The sequence below is a fragment of the Saccharopolyspora sp. SCSIO 74807 genome, assembly GCF_037023755.1.
GTDB classification, from domain to species: domain Bacteria; phylum Actinomycetota; class Actinomycetes; order Mycobacteriales; family Pseudonocardiaceae; genus Saccharopolyspora_C; species Saccharopolyspora_C galaxeae.
On the sequence record NZ_CP146100.1, the window covers coordinates 220847 to 236273 of the forward strand.

Genomic DNA, 15427 nt, shown 5'->3' on the forward strand with positions numbered 1-15427 from the left:
GCGCGGGGCGGCCGGGGCTCCCCTGTATCCGGGTCCGGCTTAGGAGGAAGTTCCTCCACCGTAAGATAAGGCCGGTTTGTCATGCGATGCCCCGATCGTGACATGTGTTCATAATTGCGCGTCAGTCCCCTCTAGCGGCGCTGACACCTTCGGTAGCGGCCATACTCCCCGCAATTCCGCCAACAACACCACCGATCACGGTTCCCACCCCGGGACAGATAGCAGTGCCGACTGCGGCGCCTGCCCAACCACCGGCAGCACCACCCGCAATATTCGCGGTGGTGTCTTGCGCCGCGTCCACGGGGTCCTTACCCAGAGCGACGTCACCGGCGCCGGATACCACGGACGCCGCGGTTCCGACGAAAGGCACGCCACGCAGGAATTTCGATCCGGTCTTCGCCACAGCACCCCCGCCGTGGATCCAGCGGGCGGGATTTGCCGAAATGGCCTTGCCCGCACGTTTCGAAAGATACCCACCCCCGAACTTCCCCGCCGCGGCCCCGCGCCGCGCGGCGTCGTCGGCGAGGTTCCTGCCCTCTTCGGCGGCGTTCATGCCGATCGTGCGCAGGTTGCCGGGCTTTACCTCGGCGTTGGCTTGCACGGTCGCGGCCGCTTTCGTCCACCTCTCCGACTGCGCCTCGAACTGCTTCGCCGTCTCGTAAGACCCCTTCAAGGTCCCGAGGCCGTGCCCGACCGCGAACATCGTCCACGTCTTCGTGGTTTTGATCCGCTCCAGCGGGTCTTCCATGCTTTTCTCGAGGTCGCGGTGGGCGTTGTCCTGCTGCGTCCGCGCGGCTTCGACGGCGCCCTTGGCCTCCTCGAACGCTTTGTGCTTGCGCTCGAACTCCTGCCGCCCTTGCTCGATCGCCCTGTCGCCGTGCGGCCCTCCCGGCAGGTTCGGACTCGCCGGCTCCGGCGGCAGGATCGCGGTCGGCGTGACGATCAGCCGCGCCGCCGTGGCATCCGCTCGGGCGTCGGCCATGCTCCTGCGCACGCCGTCGATCGCGGCGGCAAAAACCAGCAGGGCGCTTTTCACCTTGCCCAGTTGCTCTTCCAGTTCGTCGGCGTCGTCGCCGTGCTCGGACAGCGACCGTCTGCACGAGTCACCGGCTGTGCCCTGCCAGAACGACTCGGAAGCCGAACGCTGCCGGTGCACTGCGTCGCCGACACCGCTGACCCCGGGCTGGAGTCCGCCCACCCAGTCCGCCGCCCGCCGGCAGGATTCCGGCTCGTCGTGCACCTCGGTGTTCAGCTCACCGCTCATGGTCCCCCGCTTTCCTCGCACCCGATGGTCATCGCCGGGCGCCTCCGGTCAATACCCGAGCCCGCTACCCGAACGGCGCAGCTCGTCGGCGGCGTGGTTTTCCACTTCCCCGTAGCTGCCACTGCTCGCGTGGATTTTGTCGGCGGTCTGGTGCACCGCGGCGACCAAGCCGCCGACCGTCTTGGTCAGCTCGGAGAGCGTGTGGCCCACCTTGTCCGCCGAGACCGAGACTTCCGGCATCGGCGGATCGGTCTTGGCGGAGCTGTCCAGCTCGGACGTGGAATCGCGCAGTGCACCGGCCATCCCGGTCAGCTGCTCGCGATCGGCCTTGACTTCCTCGGCCATGCCTACCTGCCTTCGTTCGAGGTGTGCCGGAGCCGCTGCGGCAACGGTGTGTCCAGGCAGATCGTGTCCGCACCCGCCTGGCGGCGGGCTTCGCCGAGCAAGCCCGCGGGAATCCGCACCGAAGCCTGGTGCGGGCCGCAACCGGCCTGCACGGCCTCCGGGGACGAGTAGGCCATCACGGCCAAGTGCTCCCCCGGCATCGGCTGCAGCTCCAGCTTCGCCTGTTCGTCGCCCGGCTCGAACGGCTGGGAAGCGAGGTGCACCATCGTCCAGTCCTCGGAATCGGGGTCATCCCAGCGGGCTTCCGCATCGGCCGGCCCACCGGCCGTGCCGCGGGCCTCGGCGGGCAGCGGCGCATCGAGCAACACCCCGAACCGGAAGGACGCATTCCCGAGCGCGCCACCGGACTTCTCGCTTCCGAGCTCGGCCAGCCGCGCAACCGGGATCATGATCCACGGCTGGTCGTTGCCGCACCCGGCCAAGAACTCGTCCAGCGAGGAGTAGGCGAGCACCACCTGCTGCCCGGACCACTCGCGCACCTCGAACATGACGTCACCGGCACCGCTTGCCGGATGACAGGCCAAATACAGCCGCTCCGGGAGTTCCGCGGTCTCGTCCGGATCGAACACGGCGGGACGTTTCCGCAGGTCTGTCACTCGGCCCTCCCCCTGATCGCGCTGCCAACGCGGCAAGGTAGCAGAGCACCGCCGCGCTGCGGGCGCTTTCGCGGGGACGCTTCGGGGGCATCGTTGTCCGATGTGGACACAGCAGGTGCTTCGAGCCGCCCTGCAGCTCCGCGCGGTCAGCCGGGCTTGCTCGCCAGCAAGTAGCCCTGCTGCGTTCGCTCCGCTCCCGCGACGGGTTCGCGCAGCAGCCGGGCGTGGACGGGAAGTCCGGCCGCCGCCAGCAGTTCGGCGACGTGCTCGGGCTGGTGCCGGAGGAACTCGAGCGAGATCGGGTGGCCGAACGCTTCGGTGAAGCGCAACGGCTCGTCGCCGACCTGGAAAACCAGCAGCACGTGGCCACCAGGCGCGAGAACGCGGTGGAATTCCGCGAAAGCCTCCGGGAGTCGTTCCGGCGGGACGTGGATGATCGAGTAGCTCGCGACCACGCCGCCCAAGGAATCCTCCGGCACGGGCAGTTCCAGCATCGAGCCCACCTCGAACCGGATGTCCGGGTGCGCGCGGGCGGCCACCTCGAGCATCCCCGGCGAGAGGTCGATCCCGAAAACCGACAAACCCAGCTCGCGCAGGTGCGCCGTGGTGCGGCCCGTCCCGCAGCCGACATCGGCGACCCGACCACCCTCCGGGACGAGTTCCGCGAACGCCGCCAGCAGCGCTCGGTCCAGCGGCTTGCCCGCCAACTCGTCGCGGAAGTGCCCGGCCCAGTCGGCGGCCAGCACGTCGTACGACTCGCGCGTGCTGCGCAGGAAACCCGGTTCGTCCACGAGCGGAGACTAGACGGCGACGCGGCCACCGAGGCGGGGAACGCGCGAACTCCCCGCGCCCCGGATCGCCGCCGCACCGCGAGGGCTGCCGGGACGGGACCGCCCGCCCGGTAGGATGGCGCCGATTCGCGGTTACCATCCGCGGCCGCGTGCGCAGGCCTTCTGCCGAAGGCAGGACCGGCGTCCCGCCGACCGGAAGCCGCGCATCCCGCGCGACGAGCGCGACCATCCTCACCGAAAACGGTATTGGAGCTTTCCAGCATGACCCGCCACCTGGTAACCAGTGCGCTTCCGTACATCAACGGCATCAAGCACCTGGGCAACATGGTCGGGTCCATGCTCCCCGCCGACGTCCACGCCCGGTACCTGCGCCAACGCGGCCACGAGGTGCTGTTCATCTGCGCCACCGACGAGCACGGCACGCCCGCCGAGCTGGCCGCGGCCGAAGCGGGCCTGCCGGTCGCCGAGTTCTGCGCGCAGCAGCACCAGGTGCAGGCCGAGATCTACCGCGGTTTCGGGCTGTCCTTCGACCACTTCGGCCGCAGCTCTTCACCGCAGAACCGCGACATCACCCAGCACTTCGCGCGGAAGCTGCACGAGCACGGCTTCATCGAGCAGCACGCGGTGCGGCAGGTCTACTCGGCCGCCGACGGGCGATTCCTGCCGGACCGCTACATCGTCGGCACCTGCCCCTACTGCGGTTACCAGCGGGCGCGCGGCGACCAGTGCGAGAACTGCACGCGGGTGCTGGACCCGACCGACCTGATCGAACCGCGTTCGGCGATCAGCGGCAGCACCGAGCTGGAAGTGCGCGAGACCAAGCACCTGTTCCTCACCCAGTCGAAGCTCACCGACGAGGTCGAGCGGTGGCTGGACGCCAACAGCGCCTCGTGGCCCACGCTGTCCTCCTCGATCGCGCGGAAATGGCTCACCGAAGGCCTGCACGACCGGTCCATCACCCGCGACCTGGACTGGGGCGTCGCCGTGCCCGGCGACACCTGGCCGGAGCTGGCCGAAGAGGGCAAGGTCTTCTACGTCTGGTTCGACGCCCCGATCGAATACATCGGTGCCACCAAGGAATGGGCCGACGAGGCACCGGAGCAGCGGGACTGGAAGTCCTGGTGGTACGAGGCCGACGACGTGACCTACACGGAGTTCATGGCCAAGGACAACGTCCCCTTCCACACCGTGATGTTCCCGGCCACGCTGCTGGGCACCCGCGAGCCGTGGAAGAAGGTCGACCACGTCCAGTCGTTCAACTGGCTCACCTACTACGGCGGGAAGTTCTCCACCAGCGAGCAGCGCGGCATCTTCACCGACCAGGCGCTGGAGCTGATGGGCGCGGACTACTGGCGGTACTTCCTGATCGCGAACGCGCCGGAGTCCGACGACGCGTCGTTCTCGTGGGAACTGTTCGCCTCGGTGGTGAACAAGGACCTCGCCGACACCCTCGGCAACTTCGTCAACCGGGTGCTTTCGTTCAGCCGCAAGCGGTTCGGCGAGCAGGTGCCCGCCGGTGGCGAGCCGGGTGAACCGGAGCGGCGGCTGGCCGGCGAGGTCGCGCGGCTGCTCGGCGACTACCAGGACAACCTGGAGGCCAACCAGTTCCGCAAGGCGGCCCAGGCGTTGCGGGCGTTGTGGAGCGCGGGCAACTCCTACCTGGAGGAGAAGGCCCCATGGATCGAGATCCGCACCGATCAGGAAGCCGCCGCGCTCACGCTGCGCACGGCGATGAACCTGATCTACCTGTACGCGGTGGTCTCGGAGCCGCTGATTCCGGGCGCGGCACAGTCGATGCGGGAGGCGTTCGCCGCCGACGACCCGGCGCGGCGCTGGGTCACCACCGACGAAGCCACCTCGTTCGGCCTCGTCGAAGCGGGCACCGGCTTCACCATCCCGCCGGTGCTGTTCAAGAAGATCACCGACGATGAGCTGGCCGACTACCGCACCCGCTTCGGCGCCGAACCAGCCGAGAGCTGACCCCGGGCCGACACACCGCGCCTCCCTAGCTCAACGCGGGTTTGTTCCGGGGTTGCGGCTGGCGGGTGGTGGCCGCGCGCGTCGGGCGTCGGCTCTGGAACCGAGCGAAGGGGTCGTTCGCCCCGATAGATGGAGTGCGGAGCTCCTTCACTCGAAGTTCAGCGCCGCGACTGCGGAGTCAGGTCGGCGACCGGGCCGATGATGATCACGGCCGGGGGTTTCACGTCCTGCTCGGCGACGGCGTCGGCGACCTCGGCCAGCGTGCTGCGCACGGTGGCCTGGGTGCGCATGGTGCCTTCCTGCACGATCGCCACCGGCGATTTCGGGTCGCGGCCGTGCTCCAGCAGCACCGCCGCGAACTCGCCGATGCGCTTGACCGCCATCATCAGCACCAGCGTGCCCTTGAGCTTCGCCAGCGCGGGCCAGTCCACCAGTGAAGTCTCGTCGTGCGGCCCGACGTGCCCGGACACCACGACGACCTCGTGCGCCACCCCGCGGTGCGTCACCGGCACGTCGGCCACCGCGGGAACCGAGAACGCGCTGGTGATGCCGGGTACGGCGGTCACCGCCACGCCCGCTTCCACGCAGGCGAGCAGTTCCTCGTAGCCGCGGCCGAACACGTACGGGTCGCCGCCTTTGAGGCGCACCACGAACTTCCCGGCCCGCGCGTGCTCGACCAGCAGCGAGTTGATCACGTCCTGGTTCGCCGCGCGCCCGTACGGGATCTTCGAGGCGTCGACGACCTCCACGTGCGGCCCGAGCTCTTCGAGCAGTTCGCGCGGCGCGAGCCGATCGGTGATCACCACGTCGGCGCGGCCGAGCAGCTGCCGCCCGCGCACCGTGATCAGGTCGGGTGCGCCGGGACCGCCGCCGACCAGGGCGACACCGGGTACGGGCGGCTCGGCGCGGTCGTCGGCCACGCCCGTGCGCAGCGCCTCGACCAGCGCGTCCCGCACCGCCGCCGAACGCTGGTGCGCCCCGCCGGCGAGCACGCCCACCAGCAGGCCGTCGTGCTCGGCGACCGCGGGCGTGACCGCGGTGCCCTGCGAAGCGTCGTCGGCGCGCACGCAGAAGATCCGCTCCCGATCGGCTTCCGCGGCGACGGCCGCGTTCACCTCGCTGCCCGTCGCGCAGGCCACCGCGTACCAAGCGTCCGCGAGGTCACCGTCCGCGTAGCGGCGGCGATGCCAGGTGAGCTCCCCTGCCTCGGCCATCGCTTCAACGGCCGGGGTCGCCTCCGGTGAGACGATCTCCACCCGCGCGCCCGCGTTGATCAGCCGCGGCACCCGCCGCTGCGCCACGGTGCCCGCGCCGACCACCACCACCCGCTTGCCGGTGAGATCGAGGCCCGCGAAGTAGTGGTGCTCGGCAGGTTCCGGGGTAGCTGAATGCGTGGTCATGCCGTCCGTCGTTCGAGTAGCTGTTCGCCGCGGCGACGTCGCCGGGGCCGGAGTGACGCGCGAGAGGCGTCCGGCGGGTTCGGACTCGCGTCGCCTCCGCCAGCCGTCCCATCTTGTCATGGAAGCCGCAGGCACCGAAGGACCGAGCAGCTCAGCGTGGTCCCGAGACCGGCCACAGTGGAGTCCGCGGGCAGTCCCGGCGGCCTCATCGGCACCACCGGTGTCCGCGGCTTCGGCCGCAGCATCCTCACCCGCCCGGCGACGAAGGTCAAACTCCGGTGAATTCGCTCACCGATCTCCGTCGCGCCGCGGAACCACCTGGTCACCGGCTGGTTTCGTTGCCTCGGCACGGGAGGCGGCGCATCCTTGGGACACGAACTCCAAGTCCGCACTCCGGGAGGCGGTCATGCACGCGAACCGCAATCTCACGCTGGACATGCAAGTCCTCGAGGCCGGCGCGAAAACGACGGCGGACATCGGGATGATCACCGGGGACGGCCGGGCGCTGCACGGGCACGGCACGGCGCGGCGGCACCCGGACGACGCGGACGTCCCGCAGATCGGCGACGAGATCGCGATCGCCCGCGCGCTGTTCGAGCTCGGCCACAAGCTGCTGGACACCGCGGCCACCGACATCGGCGAACGCCAGCACCGCCGAGTGCACCTGATGGCTTAGCGCGGCGCGCGCACTGCGCCCGGTGGTGACGTTGCGACAAGCGCCACCGCCGGGGCCGCACTACTACTGATTCTTGCGGTTCGCGGTTTCCCTCTCGAACTGCCGGAGATCGACATCCACCATGTCGTAGTAACGCGCGCCAGGTACTCTATCGAGCGCATCGTAATGATCTTTGCCCATTCCTACGTAGCGGACACCGTCTGCAACAGCACCCTCAACCGCCTTCTTGAAGTGCTTGTTCCTCCGGTTTCGCATCTCGATTTCCTTATCGTCCAGCGTCATGCCGGAATGGTCGCCCATCCGGGTCGCATCAGTCTTGGCCGTTTCGTCCTCTTTGCCACGTTCCCGTAGTTCTTCGAGGAGGACTTTGAGGTAGCTCTCCAGCGGCCCCGCGAAACGATGCGTATCCTCGTCGGCAAATGCTTCCCAGAGGGAACCACCACGGGGAAGGCCTTTGACGAAATGGTTCACATCGTCCCTGAGGAGGTCGGCAGCCTTGGCGACTCCGGTTCTGTCGGATTTCTTATTCTTGGTGGCCGTGTACTCCGCAACCAACTTTTCCTGCGCAGGTTTCTTGGGCTCCTTACTTCGAACATCCTTGCCGTACTGCCACGCGATCTTCAGATACCCCTGCAACATCCGCCCGTATTTATCGACTTCATCCGTCGGCCCGGGAGGACGTTCCCCGGGGCGTTGCAGCTGCTTAATCAGAATTGCCGCGACCTCACCCAACTTGGGATACAGCGATTCGGCACCGTGTGCGACCACATCGGACTGCTGCTCGGACATGCCGACCCTTTCGAGGGTCGCACCCAATTCGTCTTCGTATGCCTTCTTCGTGTGCGGCTCCCCCGCGAAGCCGTCGGTGACGAAGGGCTCGTACAAGAAACGGTCCGAATCGACCGCGTTGAGCACGTGCGGCAAGGTAACCTTGCTGTGGCGCTCCCCGAGCACATTGGTGAGGTTTTGGTCGAACCGGACCCAAGTCCCCTCACTCGCGGTCCCCGACAGGTTGCCCAAGTGGTCAGTATTCCCGGCTGCGTGGTCCTCGAACTCCCGCAGTGACGTGTAGTCGTGAACGAGATCGTCACCCGCTAGCTTCTTCTGCTCGTCATTGAGAGTGCCGTCGGTCGACGGAATTTTCTGCCCATTGACGAACGCCAACCGCTGGACGGCAGCCGGCGCGGTCGGCAGCGCTCCGGTATCGCCATGTGCCGAACGTGTCGTCTCCTCCCCGACCGGAGCGGCCGGCGCATGGGGCGACGAGCGCCGAGCGATCATGTCCGCCACCGCCGCGTTGCCCAATTTCTGCTGCAGATCCAGCAGCGCTGACGCCGGAGTCGCCGGTCCCCGGCCCGGCGTCGGGCGGCTCGACGGCTTCCGGCGCGCGTTGTCGTCGATCTCGTGACGGGCGTGCATCGTTGCCTCCTGCAAGGTCGACCCCAACGCAATGCCGCCGCACGGAGACTTTCCCCGGATCAATCGCCGCACGAGGCCGGTCGAACCAGCGTGGCCCGGACTTCCCTGCCCTCGCCAGAGCCGACACGTCGCCATCGGGCGAAACGCCGTTGCCCGAAAGTGCCCGCCGTGCTGCCCCAACGGGCACGGTCGCCGACAACTGCCCGCGTCACGGTCGGCTGTTCGGCGTTGATCCGACGTTCAGGCGCGCACGCCCGGGATCAGTTGCAGCTGCACGGAGTTCGAGCCCGCTGCCGCGCGGGCGGCGGTGTGCAGCGGAAGCCCGTCGCCGGTCGTGACCAGGGCGACCAGACGGCCCTCGCGGGCGAGAGCCGCGGCGGTTGCCGCGCAGCCGGAGTCCGCCGCGTGCGTTACCGCGCCTGGATGCACGAGGTCTCCCACCAGGTCCAGGTCTTCGGCCCGACCCACGATCGCCGCAGCGCGGCGGAGTTCGGTCTCGGCGCGGGGCGTGCGCAAGTCCGCCGGGCCGGGACCGAGGCCGATCACGGTGAGCCGCCCGCGCGGGCGGACCCGGGCGACCGCGACGGTGACCCCGCCGTCGCTGATCTTGGGGACCACCAGCTCAGCCACTTCGCCGGGTCCGGTGGAGAGGTCGCGCCCGTTGGAGACGACCGGCTCGGAATCGGGGGCAGCTTCCTGGACGACAGCCGTAAGGTCCGCCCCGGAAGCAGCATCCCCGTCGCCGACCGCCGCATCTTCCGCCGCCCGCAGCGCGGCCGCTTCGGCGACGCTGGGCGTTCCCGACTCGGCGAGCACCGCTGAACTGGGATTCGGCACCGGCACCCCGGCCAACTCGTCCGCCGGGTAGAGCCGCAGCGGCAACTCGACGTCGGTCGCGTGCCAGAACCCGAGGTCCTGCACCGCTTCCAGGATTCCGCTCTCGTCGGCCTTCGCTTCCGCGGTGGCGAACGCGCGGACGGCCCGCGGATCGAGCCCGTGCTCGCGATCCAGCTTCGCGATCAGCCCGGTAACCGCGGTGCGCGAAACTCCGCGCACCGAACCGATCCCGACCACGAGCGTGCGCGGGAGGATCCGCACCTCGTGCTCGCCCGGTTCCGCACCAGGGCGCCGATCATCCACCACGATCGTCCACAGTGGCTCGTCGCAGTCGGTCGAGACGTTCGAGGGCAGCGCAGGCATCGGGAATCCGCGCGGATTCCGCAGCAGCACGGGCGCACCACCGGCGATCGCCGCGCCGCATTCGGCCAGCGAACCGTCCGCAGTGGCGTCCAGCGAGTCCAGCACCTCGTCCAGCGGATCGACCGCAGCACCCGCGGTGACCACCGGAACAAGGCCCAGCATCTCGGAAATCCGCTCGGCCAAGGCACGCGAGCCGCCGGAAACGGTGACCGCGAACCGCTCGTCCACGCACACCACGTCCGGATCCGACGCCTCGTCGCGCAGCAGCGGCGCGACCGACCGGACCGCCGCGCCCACCGGGAGGAACAGGACCACAGCGTCCAAAGAGGACCAATTCCGCCTTAGCGCGGGTCCGGTCGAGCCGTCCACCAGCACCGCATCCGGGCCGAGGCGGGCGGCCAGATCGGCGGCGGTGCGCTGCTCCTGCGGGGTGCGCGGGAACAGCCCGAGCACTACGGCTCCTTCCGGCGGCCGGAGACCACCACCACCGCGGCGGCCGGTTCCAGCTTCGAGCCGCCGTCGTCCAGCTCGACGAGCCGGCTCGCGGCCAGCTGCACGCCCCGCACCTCGTAGCCCGCGGCGCGCAACGCGTCCCGGGTCGGGCCGACGCGCTCCAGCTCCGTCAGTTCGATCACGACCCGCGAGGCACCGGCGTGCGCGCAGGCGGTGACCACGTCGGCGCCACCGCCGCCGACGAAGACCGCGTCCGGTTTCGGCAGTTCCCGCAACGACTTCGGAGCTTCGCCCTCCTCGACCCGCACGTCCACGCCGTGCCCGGCCGCGTTCGTCACCAGCCGCACCACCTGCGCCTCGTCCGACTCGACCGCGACCGTGGCCGAGCCCATCCGGGCGCATTCCACCGCGACCGAACCGGAACCGGCGCCGACGTCCCACACCAGCGTGCCGGGACGCGGGGCGAGCTCGGCCAGCGCCACCGCCCGCACCTCGGCGGGAGTGATGTCGCCGTCGCGGTGCGAGAACTCGTCCTCGGACAGGCCCCACGAGTCGGGCAGCCGCTCACCCCCGGACAGCCAGCTGCGCGGCCCCTGCTCGTTCGCCTGGTTCGTGCACAGCACGACCGAATTCGCCGCCCAAGTGCGAGTGGCAGCCTCGGCCGGATCGACCGGCGTGAACTTCTCGTCCGGACCGCCGACGTCCTCGCCCACCAGCAGCGTCCGCCGCCAGCCCGCCAGTCCGGAGGCCAGCTGCGCCGGACCGGCGTCCGGTGCGGTCAGCACCAGCACGGCCGGGCGCGCCCGGCACAGGTTGATCACCCTCGGCAGGTCCTGCTCGCCGGGGACGGCCACCGGCACGTCCTCCCACGGGCGGCCGATGTGCGCCATCAGCTTCGCCACCGCCGAGGCGGCGGGCAGCACCGAGCAGCGGATCCCGCGGTCCCGCAACGACCGCAGCACGCCGAAGAAACCGGGGTCGCCGTCCACCAGCACCACGCCGGTCTCCGCACCGGCCAATGCGGACAGCGCGCCGAGCGCGGACTCCAGCGGTTCCAGTTCCAGCGTCCGGGCCTGCTCGGGGGCGTGCGCGTTGAGATTCCTGCGCGCTCCCACCACGAGTCGCGCCGACCCCAGCGCCTCCGCGGCACCCGCGGGCAGCCCCGCACCGTCGATCCCGACCACCGTGACCGTCACGTCACCCACCTCGTCCCGGCGTGCACGCCGTCTCATCGCACGAACATCACCACCTTGCCACGCCCGGCCGCCGGGAGCGGGGACGTGGTGGCCGGGCACGCGGAGGACGCGTGCCCGCCTGTCGCACGGGCCGGAGCCAGGGGCCGGGGCGCCGCGCAGCCGCGGCGTCCCGGTCCACAGTGGAGTCAGTCGGCGGAGTCGTTCTTGCGCTTGGCCGACTTGGTCCCGGTGGAACGGGATCGGCCGGAGGACTTCGCGGGCGTCTTGGACTGCGACTTCGTGGACTTGGTGCTGCGCGAGCGGGTTTTCGCGGTCGTGCGCGTGCCGTTGGCCGTGCTGGAGGCCCCGGCGGGCGTGTCCGGCTCGCTGGAGTCCTCGGATCCGCTCGAGGTTTCGGCACCACTGGAAACCTGGGCGTCGTCGGAAACCTCGGGCTCGCCGGTGGCTCCGGAGCCGGCCTCCGACCCGGTGGTCACCTCCGAGGCATCGACCGTCTCGGGTTCCGCGGACTCGCGGGCTTGCTGTTCCTGCGTCTCCGAAACCTGCTCCGCGGAGGACGCCGCGTCCTGGTCCTCGACAGCGGATTCCTCCGCAGCGGCGGGAAGTTCCGCTTCCGAGCGCACCAAGGAGAGCGCGGGCCGCGCGGGCTCGTCGGCCGGTTCGGGTTCCTCGGTCGCATCGGTGTTGCGCTGCGAACCGAACAGATCCGACTGCCCCGGGTCCTCGGCGCGCCGGGAGCGGGAAGCCACCCGGGCCGAACCGCGCGCCGCCTCCTGCCATTCACGCACCGCCCACCAAGCGATGTTCGGCACCGCGCCCGCACGGCCCTGCTCGGCGGAATCGCGCACCGGGGCGTCGGAGGCATCGCCGACCGCACGCTGCTGCGGCAGGTCCTCCGGATCCGCTTCCGGCCGCGCACCGCGGCGCCGCGAACCCGACGGGCGGTAGGAACGCCGCCTGGCCGAAGGGTCGCCGCGCCGGTAGCCGGAGTCCGCCCGCTTGCCCGAATCGAGCGCTTTGCCGACCAGGAACAGCGCGTTGCGCCACAGCTTGCGGGACTTCACCGCCTGCTCCAGCTCACCGATGGTGGTCCGCACCAGCAGCTCGTCGGGCAGGCTGACCTTGTAGGCCACCAGCACCGGCACGTCGTCGGAGTAGCCCCCGGCGCGCAGCTCCTCCACGAAGTGCCCGGCGCGGGAGGCGGGCAGCGTCACCGCCATCGTCGTGCCGTGCCGGGCGAACTCGCGCACCTGCTCGGATTCCGGTGTCGTGCCGCCGAGCCGGGTCAGCACCACCGACTGCGCGCTCTCCGGCGCGGTCAGCTCGCGGCCGACGGCGGCCGCGGCCGCGGTGAACCCGGCGACGCCGGGCACGATCTCGACTTCCAGGTCCATCCGGGTGCACGCGTCGTACTGCTGCTGCACCGCGCCCCACAGCGCCGGATCACCCGCGTGCAACCGGACCACGCGGAGCTTGTCCCGCTCGGCGCGCCGGTAGACCTCCACGGCCTGCTCGTGGTTGAGCTGCGAGGAGTCGATCAGCTCGACGTCGGCTGCGGCGTGTTCGCGCACGCACTCGGGCGCGAGCACGCTGGCGGACCACACCACGACATCGGCCTCGGCGATGCGCCGCGCCGCGCGGACCGTGATCAAGTCGGCCGCGCCGGGTCCGGCTCCGATGAACGAGATCCGCCCACTCACTGTTGCTCTCCTCTTGTCGCCTCGCCGGTGCGCGGCCGCGGAACCGGGCCCGATCAGTCCACTGAGGACAATGCGCGGCCCGCCCGGGGTCACCCAGCGCAGCCGCGCAGCCGCAGAAACCGTACCTGGTGGTCGACCGGCGTTCACACTGCCGTGTCTGCATCCCCGGTGACCCGCTGCGAACAGGAGGCCACGAAGCGCGACACCAGCTCCGGCGCCCCGGCCGGGTGAGTGTGCAAGTAGGAGGCGTGCAGCCCGCCGCGCACGAAACCCTCGGACACCGCCGTGCCCGCACGCCAGTACCAGGCAGGCTCGGGGCCGCTGCCCGGCTGCAGCCTGGTGCGGTGGAATTCGTGCCCGTTGAGCCGGAAACCGCGCTGGCACAACGGCGAGTCCGTGGCCGCGACCGCCTCGCGGTAGCCCAGCGTCAGCGTCGGCGACATCTCCGCCCGCGCGGGCAGCACCCCGCACAGCGGATGACCGTCCAGCTCCTCGGCGAGGTAGAGCAGCCCGCCGCACTCGGCGTGGATCGGCGCCCCGGACTCGGCGAAGCGGGTGATCTCCGCGCGCAGCGCGGAGTTCGCGGACAGCTCGGCCGCGTGCTGCTCCGGAAATCCACCCGGGAGCACCAGTCCGCGAGTTCCCTCCGGCAGCCGCTCGTCGCGCAGCGGGTCGAGCACCGCGACCTCGGCGCCCGCCGCGGTCAGCAGCTCGACGTGCTCGGTGTAGGCGAAGGTGAACGCCGGACCGCCGGCGACCGCGATCACCGGCCGGGACGCCAGATCCGCGCCAGGCCGATCCGCACCGGGCCGATCCGCCGGCGCGGCGACCTCGTCCGCGGGCCGCCACGGCTCGTCCGGCAGCTCCGGCGCTTCGCGGGCCAGCCGGATCACCGCGTCCAGATCCACGCCTGCTTCCACGGCGTCGGTCATCGCGTCCACGGCCTCGGACGCGGCGCCGCCGTGCTCCGCGGCCGTGATCAGGCCCAGGTGCCGCGACGGCACGCTCAGCCCGTCCGTGCGCCCCAGCACGCCCAGCACCGGCAGCCCCACCGATTCCGCCGCGTCCCGCAGCACCTGTTCGTGCCGGTCCGAGCCCACCTGGTTGAGGATCACCCCGGCCAGCCGCACTCCCGGCTGGAAGCTGCGGAACCCGTGCAGCAGCGCGGCGAGGCTCTGGCTCTGCCCGCGGGCATCCACGACCAGCACGACCGGAGCCCGCAGCAGGTCCGCGACCTGCGCGGTGGAACCGAACGCGGGCCCGTCCGCGCCCGCGTCGAGCTTGCCGTCGAAAAGCCCCATCACGCCTTCGGCCACCGCGATGTCCGCGCCCGCGCTGCCGTGCCGGAACAACGGCGCGATCCGCTGCTGCCCGACCAGCACCGGATCCAGGTTCCGCCCCGGCAGCCCGGCCGCCACCCGGTGGTAGCCGGGGTCGATGTAGTCCGGGCCGACCTTGAACGGCGCCACCCGCAGCGACCGGCGGCGCAGCGCGCCGAGCAGGCCGGTCGCCACCGTCGTCTTGCCCTGCCCGGAACCGGGCGCGGCGATGACGACCCGCGGGCTCACCACTCGATGCCCTTCTGGCCCTTCTGCCCGGTGTCCATCGGATGCTTGATCTTGCCGGTCTCCAGCACCAGGTCGGCGGCCTCGACGAGTTCCGGCGGCGCGTTCCGGCCGGTGATCACCACGTGCTGGTGGCCGGGCCGGTCCTGCAGCGTCGAAACCACTTCGGCGACGTCGACCCAGCCCCAGTGCAGCGGATACGTGAACTCGTCCAGCACGTACATGCCGTGCCGCTGCTCGCCCAGCCGGCGCGCGATCTCGTGCCAGCCCTCCAGCGCGGCCTCGGCGTGGTCCTGTTCGGTGCCCTGCTTGCGGGCCCACGACCAGCCTTCGCCCATCTTGTGCCACTCGACCGGCCCGCCTTCACCGGTTTCGGAGTGCAGCCGCCCGAGGGCGCGGAACGCGTTCTCCTCGCCGACCTTCCACTTGGCGGACTTGACGAACTGGAAGACCCCGACCGGCCAGCCCTGGTTCCACGCGCGCAGCGCCATGCCGAACGCGCTGGTGGACTTGCCCTTCATCTCGCCGGTGTGCACGACCAGCAGCGGGCGGTTGCGGCGTTGGCGGGTGGTCAGCCCGTCGTCCGGGACGGTCGATGGTTTTCCCTGCGGCATGGCCCGAGCCTAAGCCACGGCGCGGCCGAGATCGCAGGACCAGCTCGGCGGAGTGCGCCGGAACACCGTTGCGCGCGCAACCGGCCGAGGTCGCAGAGCGGCCCGGCACACTGCAACCGGCGACGCACCCGTTGCACCGCGCCCGAACGGCCTCGGCGACGAAATCGT

At 70.7% G+C, this 15427-nt stretch carries 14 protein-coding genes; 3 read left to right on the forward strand and 11 right to left on the reverse strand.

The genetic code is table 11. The features are described 5' to 3' along the window. Positions 1–121: 121 nt before the first annotated feature. From V1457_RS01010 to V1457_RS01025, 4 genes are all read right to left on the reverse strand, one after another. Positions 122–1264: a hypothetical protein gene (locus V1457_RS01010; protein WP_338599198.1), complete on the reverse strand. Its 1143-nt coding sequence runs from the start codon at positions 1262–1264 to the stop codon at positions 122–124. Positions 1265–1312: 48 nt separating this feature from the next. After that, positions 1313–1609, reverse strand: a complete 297-nt coding sequence (locus V1457_RS01015) for a hypothetical protein (RefSeq protein ID WP_200070118.1) — start codon at positions 1607–1609, stop codon at positions 1313–1315. A 2-nt stretch (positions 1610–1611) separates the two neighbouring features. After that, positions 1612–2265 (reverse strand): SAV_915 family protein, encoded by a 654-nt coding sequence (locus V1457_RS01020; RefSeq protein WP_338599201.1) that lies wholly within the window; start codon positions 2263–2265, stop codon positions 1612–1614. Positions 2266–2411: 146 nt separating this feature from the next. Further along, the gene (locus V1457_RS01025) at positions 2412–3056 is read right to left on the reverse strand and encodes a class I SAM-dependent methyltransferase (RefSeq protein WP_338599204.1); all 645 of its coding nucleotides are present in this window, start codon (positions 3054–3056) and stop codon (positions 2412–2414) included. 261 nt (positions 3057–3317) lie between these two features. On the opposite strand from V1457_RS01025, the gene metG reads away from it, so the two are divergent. Further along, the gene (metG, locus tag V1457_RS01030; protein ID WP_200070121.1) at positions 3318–5036 is read left to right on the forward strand and encodes a methionine--tRNA ligase; all 1719 of its coding nucleotides are present in this window, start codon (positions 3318–3320) and stop codon (positions 5034–5036) included. A 158-nt stretch (positions 5037–5194) separates the two neighbouring features. On the opposite strand, the gene cobA is transcribed toward metG, so the two are convergent. Continuing rightward, entirely contained in the window at positions 5195–6436 is a 1242-nt protein-coding gene (cobA, locus tag V1457_RS01035) for a uroporphyrinogen-III C-methyltransferase (protein ID WP_338599209.1), read from the reverse strand. A 156-nt stretch (positions 6437–6592) separates the two neighbouring features. Here cobA and V1457_RS01040 point away from each other — a divergent pair, with 156 nt between their 5' ends. Together V1457_RS01040 and V1457_RS01045 are read left to right on the forward strand one after the other, a co-directional pair. Further along, entirely contained in the window at positions 6593–6718 is a 126-nt protein-coding gene (locus tag V1457_RS01040) for a hypothetical protein (protein WP_338599212.1), read from the forward strand. Between the two features lie 124 nt (positions 6719–6842). Then, the gene (locus V1457_RS01045) at positions 6843–7112 is read left to right on the forward strand and encodes a DUF1876 domain-containing protein (protein ID WP_338599215.1); all 270 of its coding nucleotides are present in this window, start codon (positions 6843–6845) and stop codon (positions 7110–7112) included. A 63-nt stretch (positions 7113–7175) separates the two neighbouring features. Here the strand turns inward: V1457_RS01045 and V1457_RS01050 are convergent, their stop codons facing one another. The 6 genes from V1457_RS01050 to cobO form a co-directional block, all read right to left on the reverse strand. Next, entirely contained in the window at positions 7176–8531 is a 1356-nt protein-coding gene (locus V1457_RS01050; RefSeq protein ID WP_338599218.1) for a hypothetical protein, read from the reverse strand. A 240-nt stretch (positions 8532–8771) separates the two neighbouring features. After that, a complete protein-coding gene (locus V1457_RS01055) occupies positions 8772–10184 on the reverse strand; it encodes a cobalamin biosynthesis protein (RefSeq protein ID WP_338599221.1) in 1413 nt (470 codons plus the stop codon). Beyond that, complete coding sequence (locus V1457_RS01060; protein WP_338599224.1) at positions 10184–11380, reverse strand: SAM-dependent methyltransferase; 1197 nt, start codon at positions 11378–11380, stop codon at positions 10184–10186. Before V1457_RS01060 ends, V1457_RS01055 begins: the two co-directional genes overlap by 1 nt. Positions 11381–11565: 185 nt before the next feature. Next, the gene (locus tag V1457_RS01065) at positions 11566–13080 is read right to left on the reverse strand and encodes an SAM-dependent methyltransferase (RefSeq protein ID WP_338599227.1); all 1515 of its coding nucleotides are present in this window, start codon (positions 13078–13080) and stop codon (positions 11566–11568) included. A 143-nt stretch (positions 13081–13223) separates the two neighbouring features. Further along, positions 13224–14648, reverse strand: coding sequence for a cobyrinate a,c-diamide synthase (locus V1457_RS01070; protein ID WP_338599230.1), 1425 nt, complete (start codon positions 14646–14648; stop codon positions 13224–13226). After that, positions 14645–15259, reverse strand: a complete 615-nt coding sequence (cobO, locus tag V1457_RS01075; RefSeq protein ID WP_200070128.1) for a cob(I)yrinic acid a,c-diamide adenosyltransferase — start codon at positions 15257–15259, stop codon at positions 14645–14647. Before cobO ends, V1457_RS01070 begins: the two co-directional genes overlap by 4 nt. Between the last annotated feature and the right edge of the window lie 168 nt (positions 15260–15427).

Coding starts and splice junctions, on each gene's coding strand:
- V1457_RS01010 (WP_338599198.1), bottom strand. CDS start 1,264: ATGAGCGGTGAGCTGAACACCGAGGTGCACGACGAGCCGGAATCCTGC.
- V1457_RS01015 (WP_200070118.1), bottom strand. CDS start 1,609: ATGGCCGAGGAAGTCAAGGCCGATCGCGAGCAGCTGACCGGGATGGCC.
- metG (WP_200070121.1), top strand. CDS start 3,318: ATGACCCGCCACCTGGTAACCAGTGCGCTTCCGTACATCAACGGCATC.
- cobA (WP_338599209.1), bottom strand. CDS start 6,436: ATGACCACGCATTCAGCTACCCCGGAACCTGCCGAGCACCACTACTTC.
- V1457_RS01045 (WP_338599215.1), top strand. CDS start 6,843: ATGCACGCGAACCGCAATCTCACGCTGGACATGCAAGTCCTCGAGGCC.
- V1457_RS01050 (WP_338599218.1), bottom strand. CDS start 8,531: ATGCACGCCCGTCACGAGATCGACGACAACGCGCGCCGGAAGCCGTCG.
- cobO (WP_200070128.1), bottom strand. CDS start 15,259: ATGCCGCAGGGAAAACCATCGACCGTCCCGGACGACGGGCTGACCACC.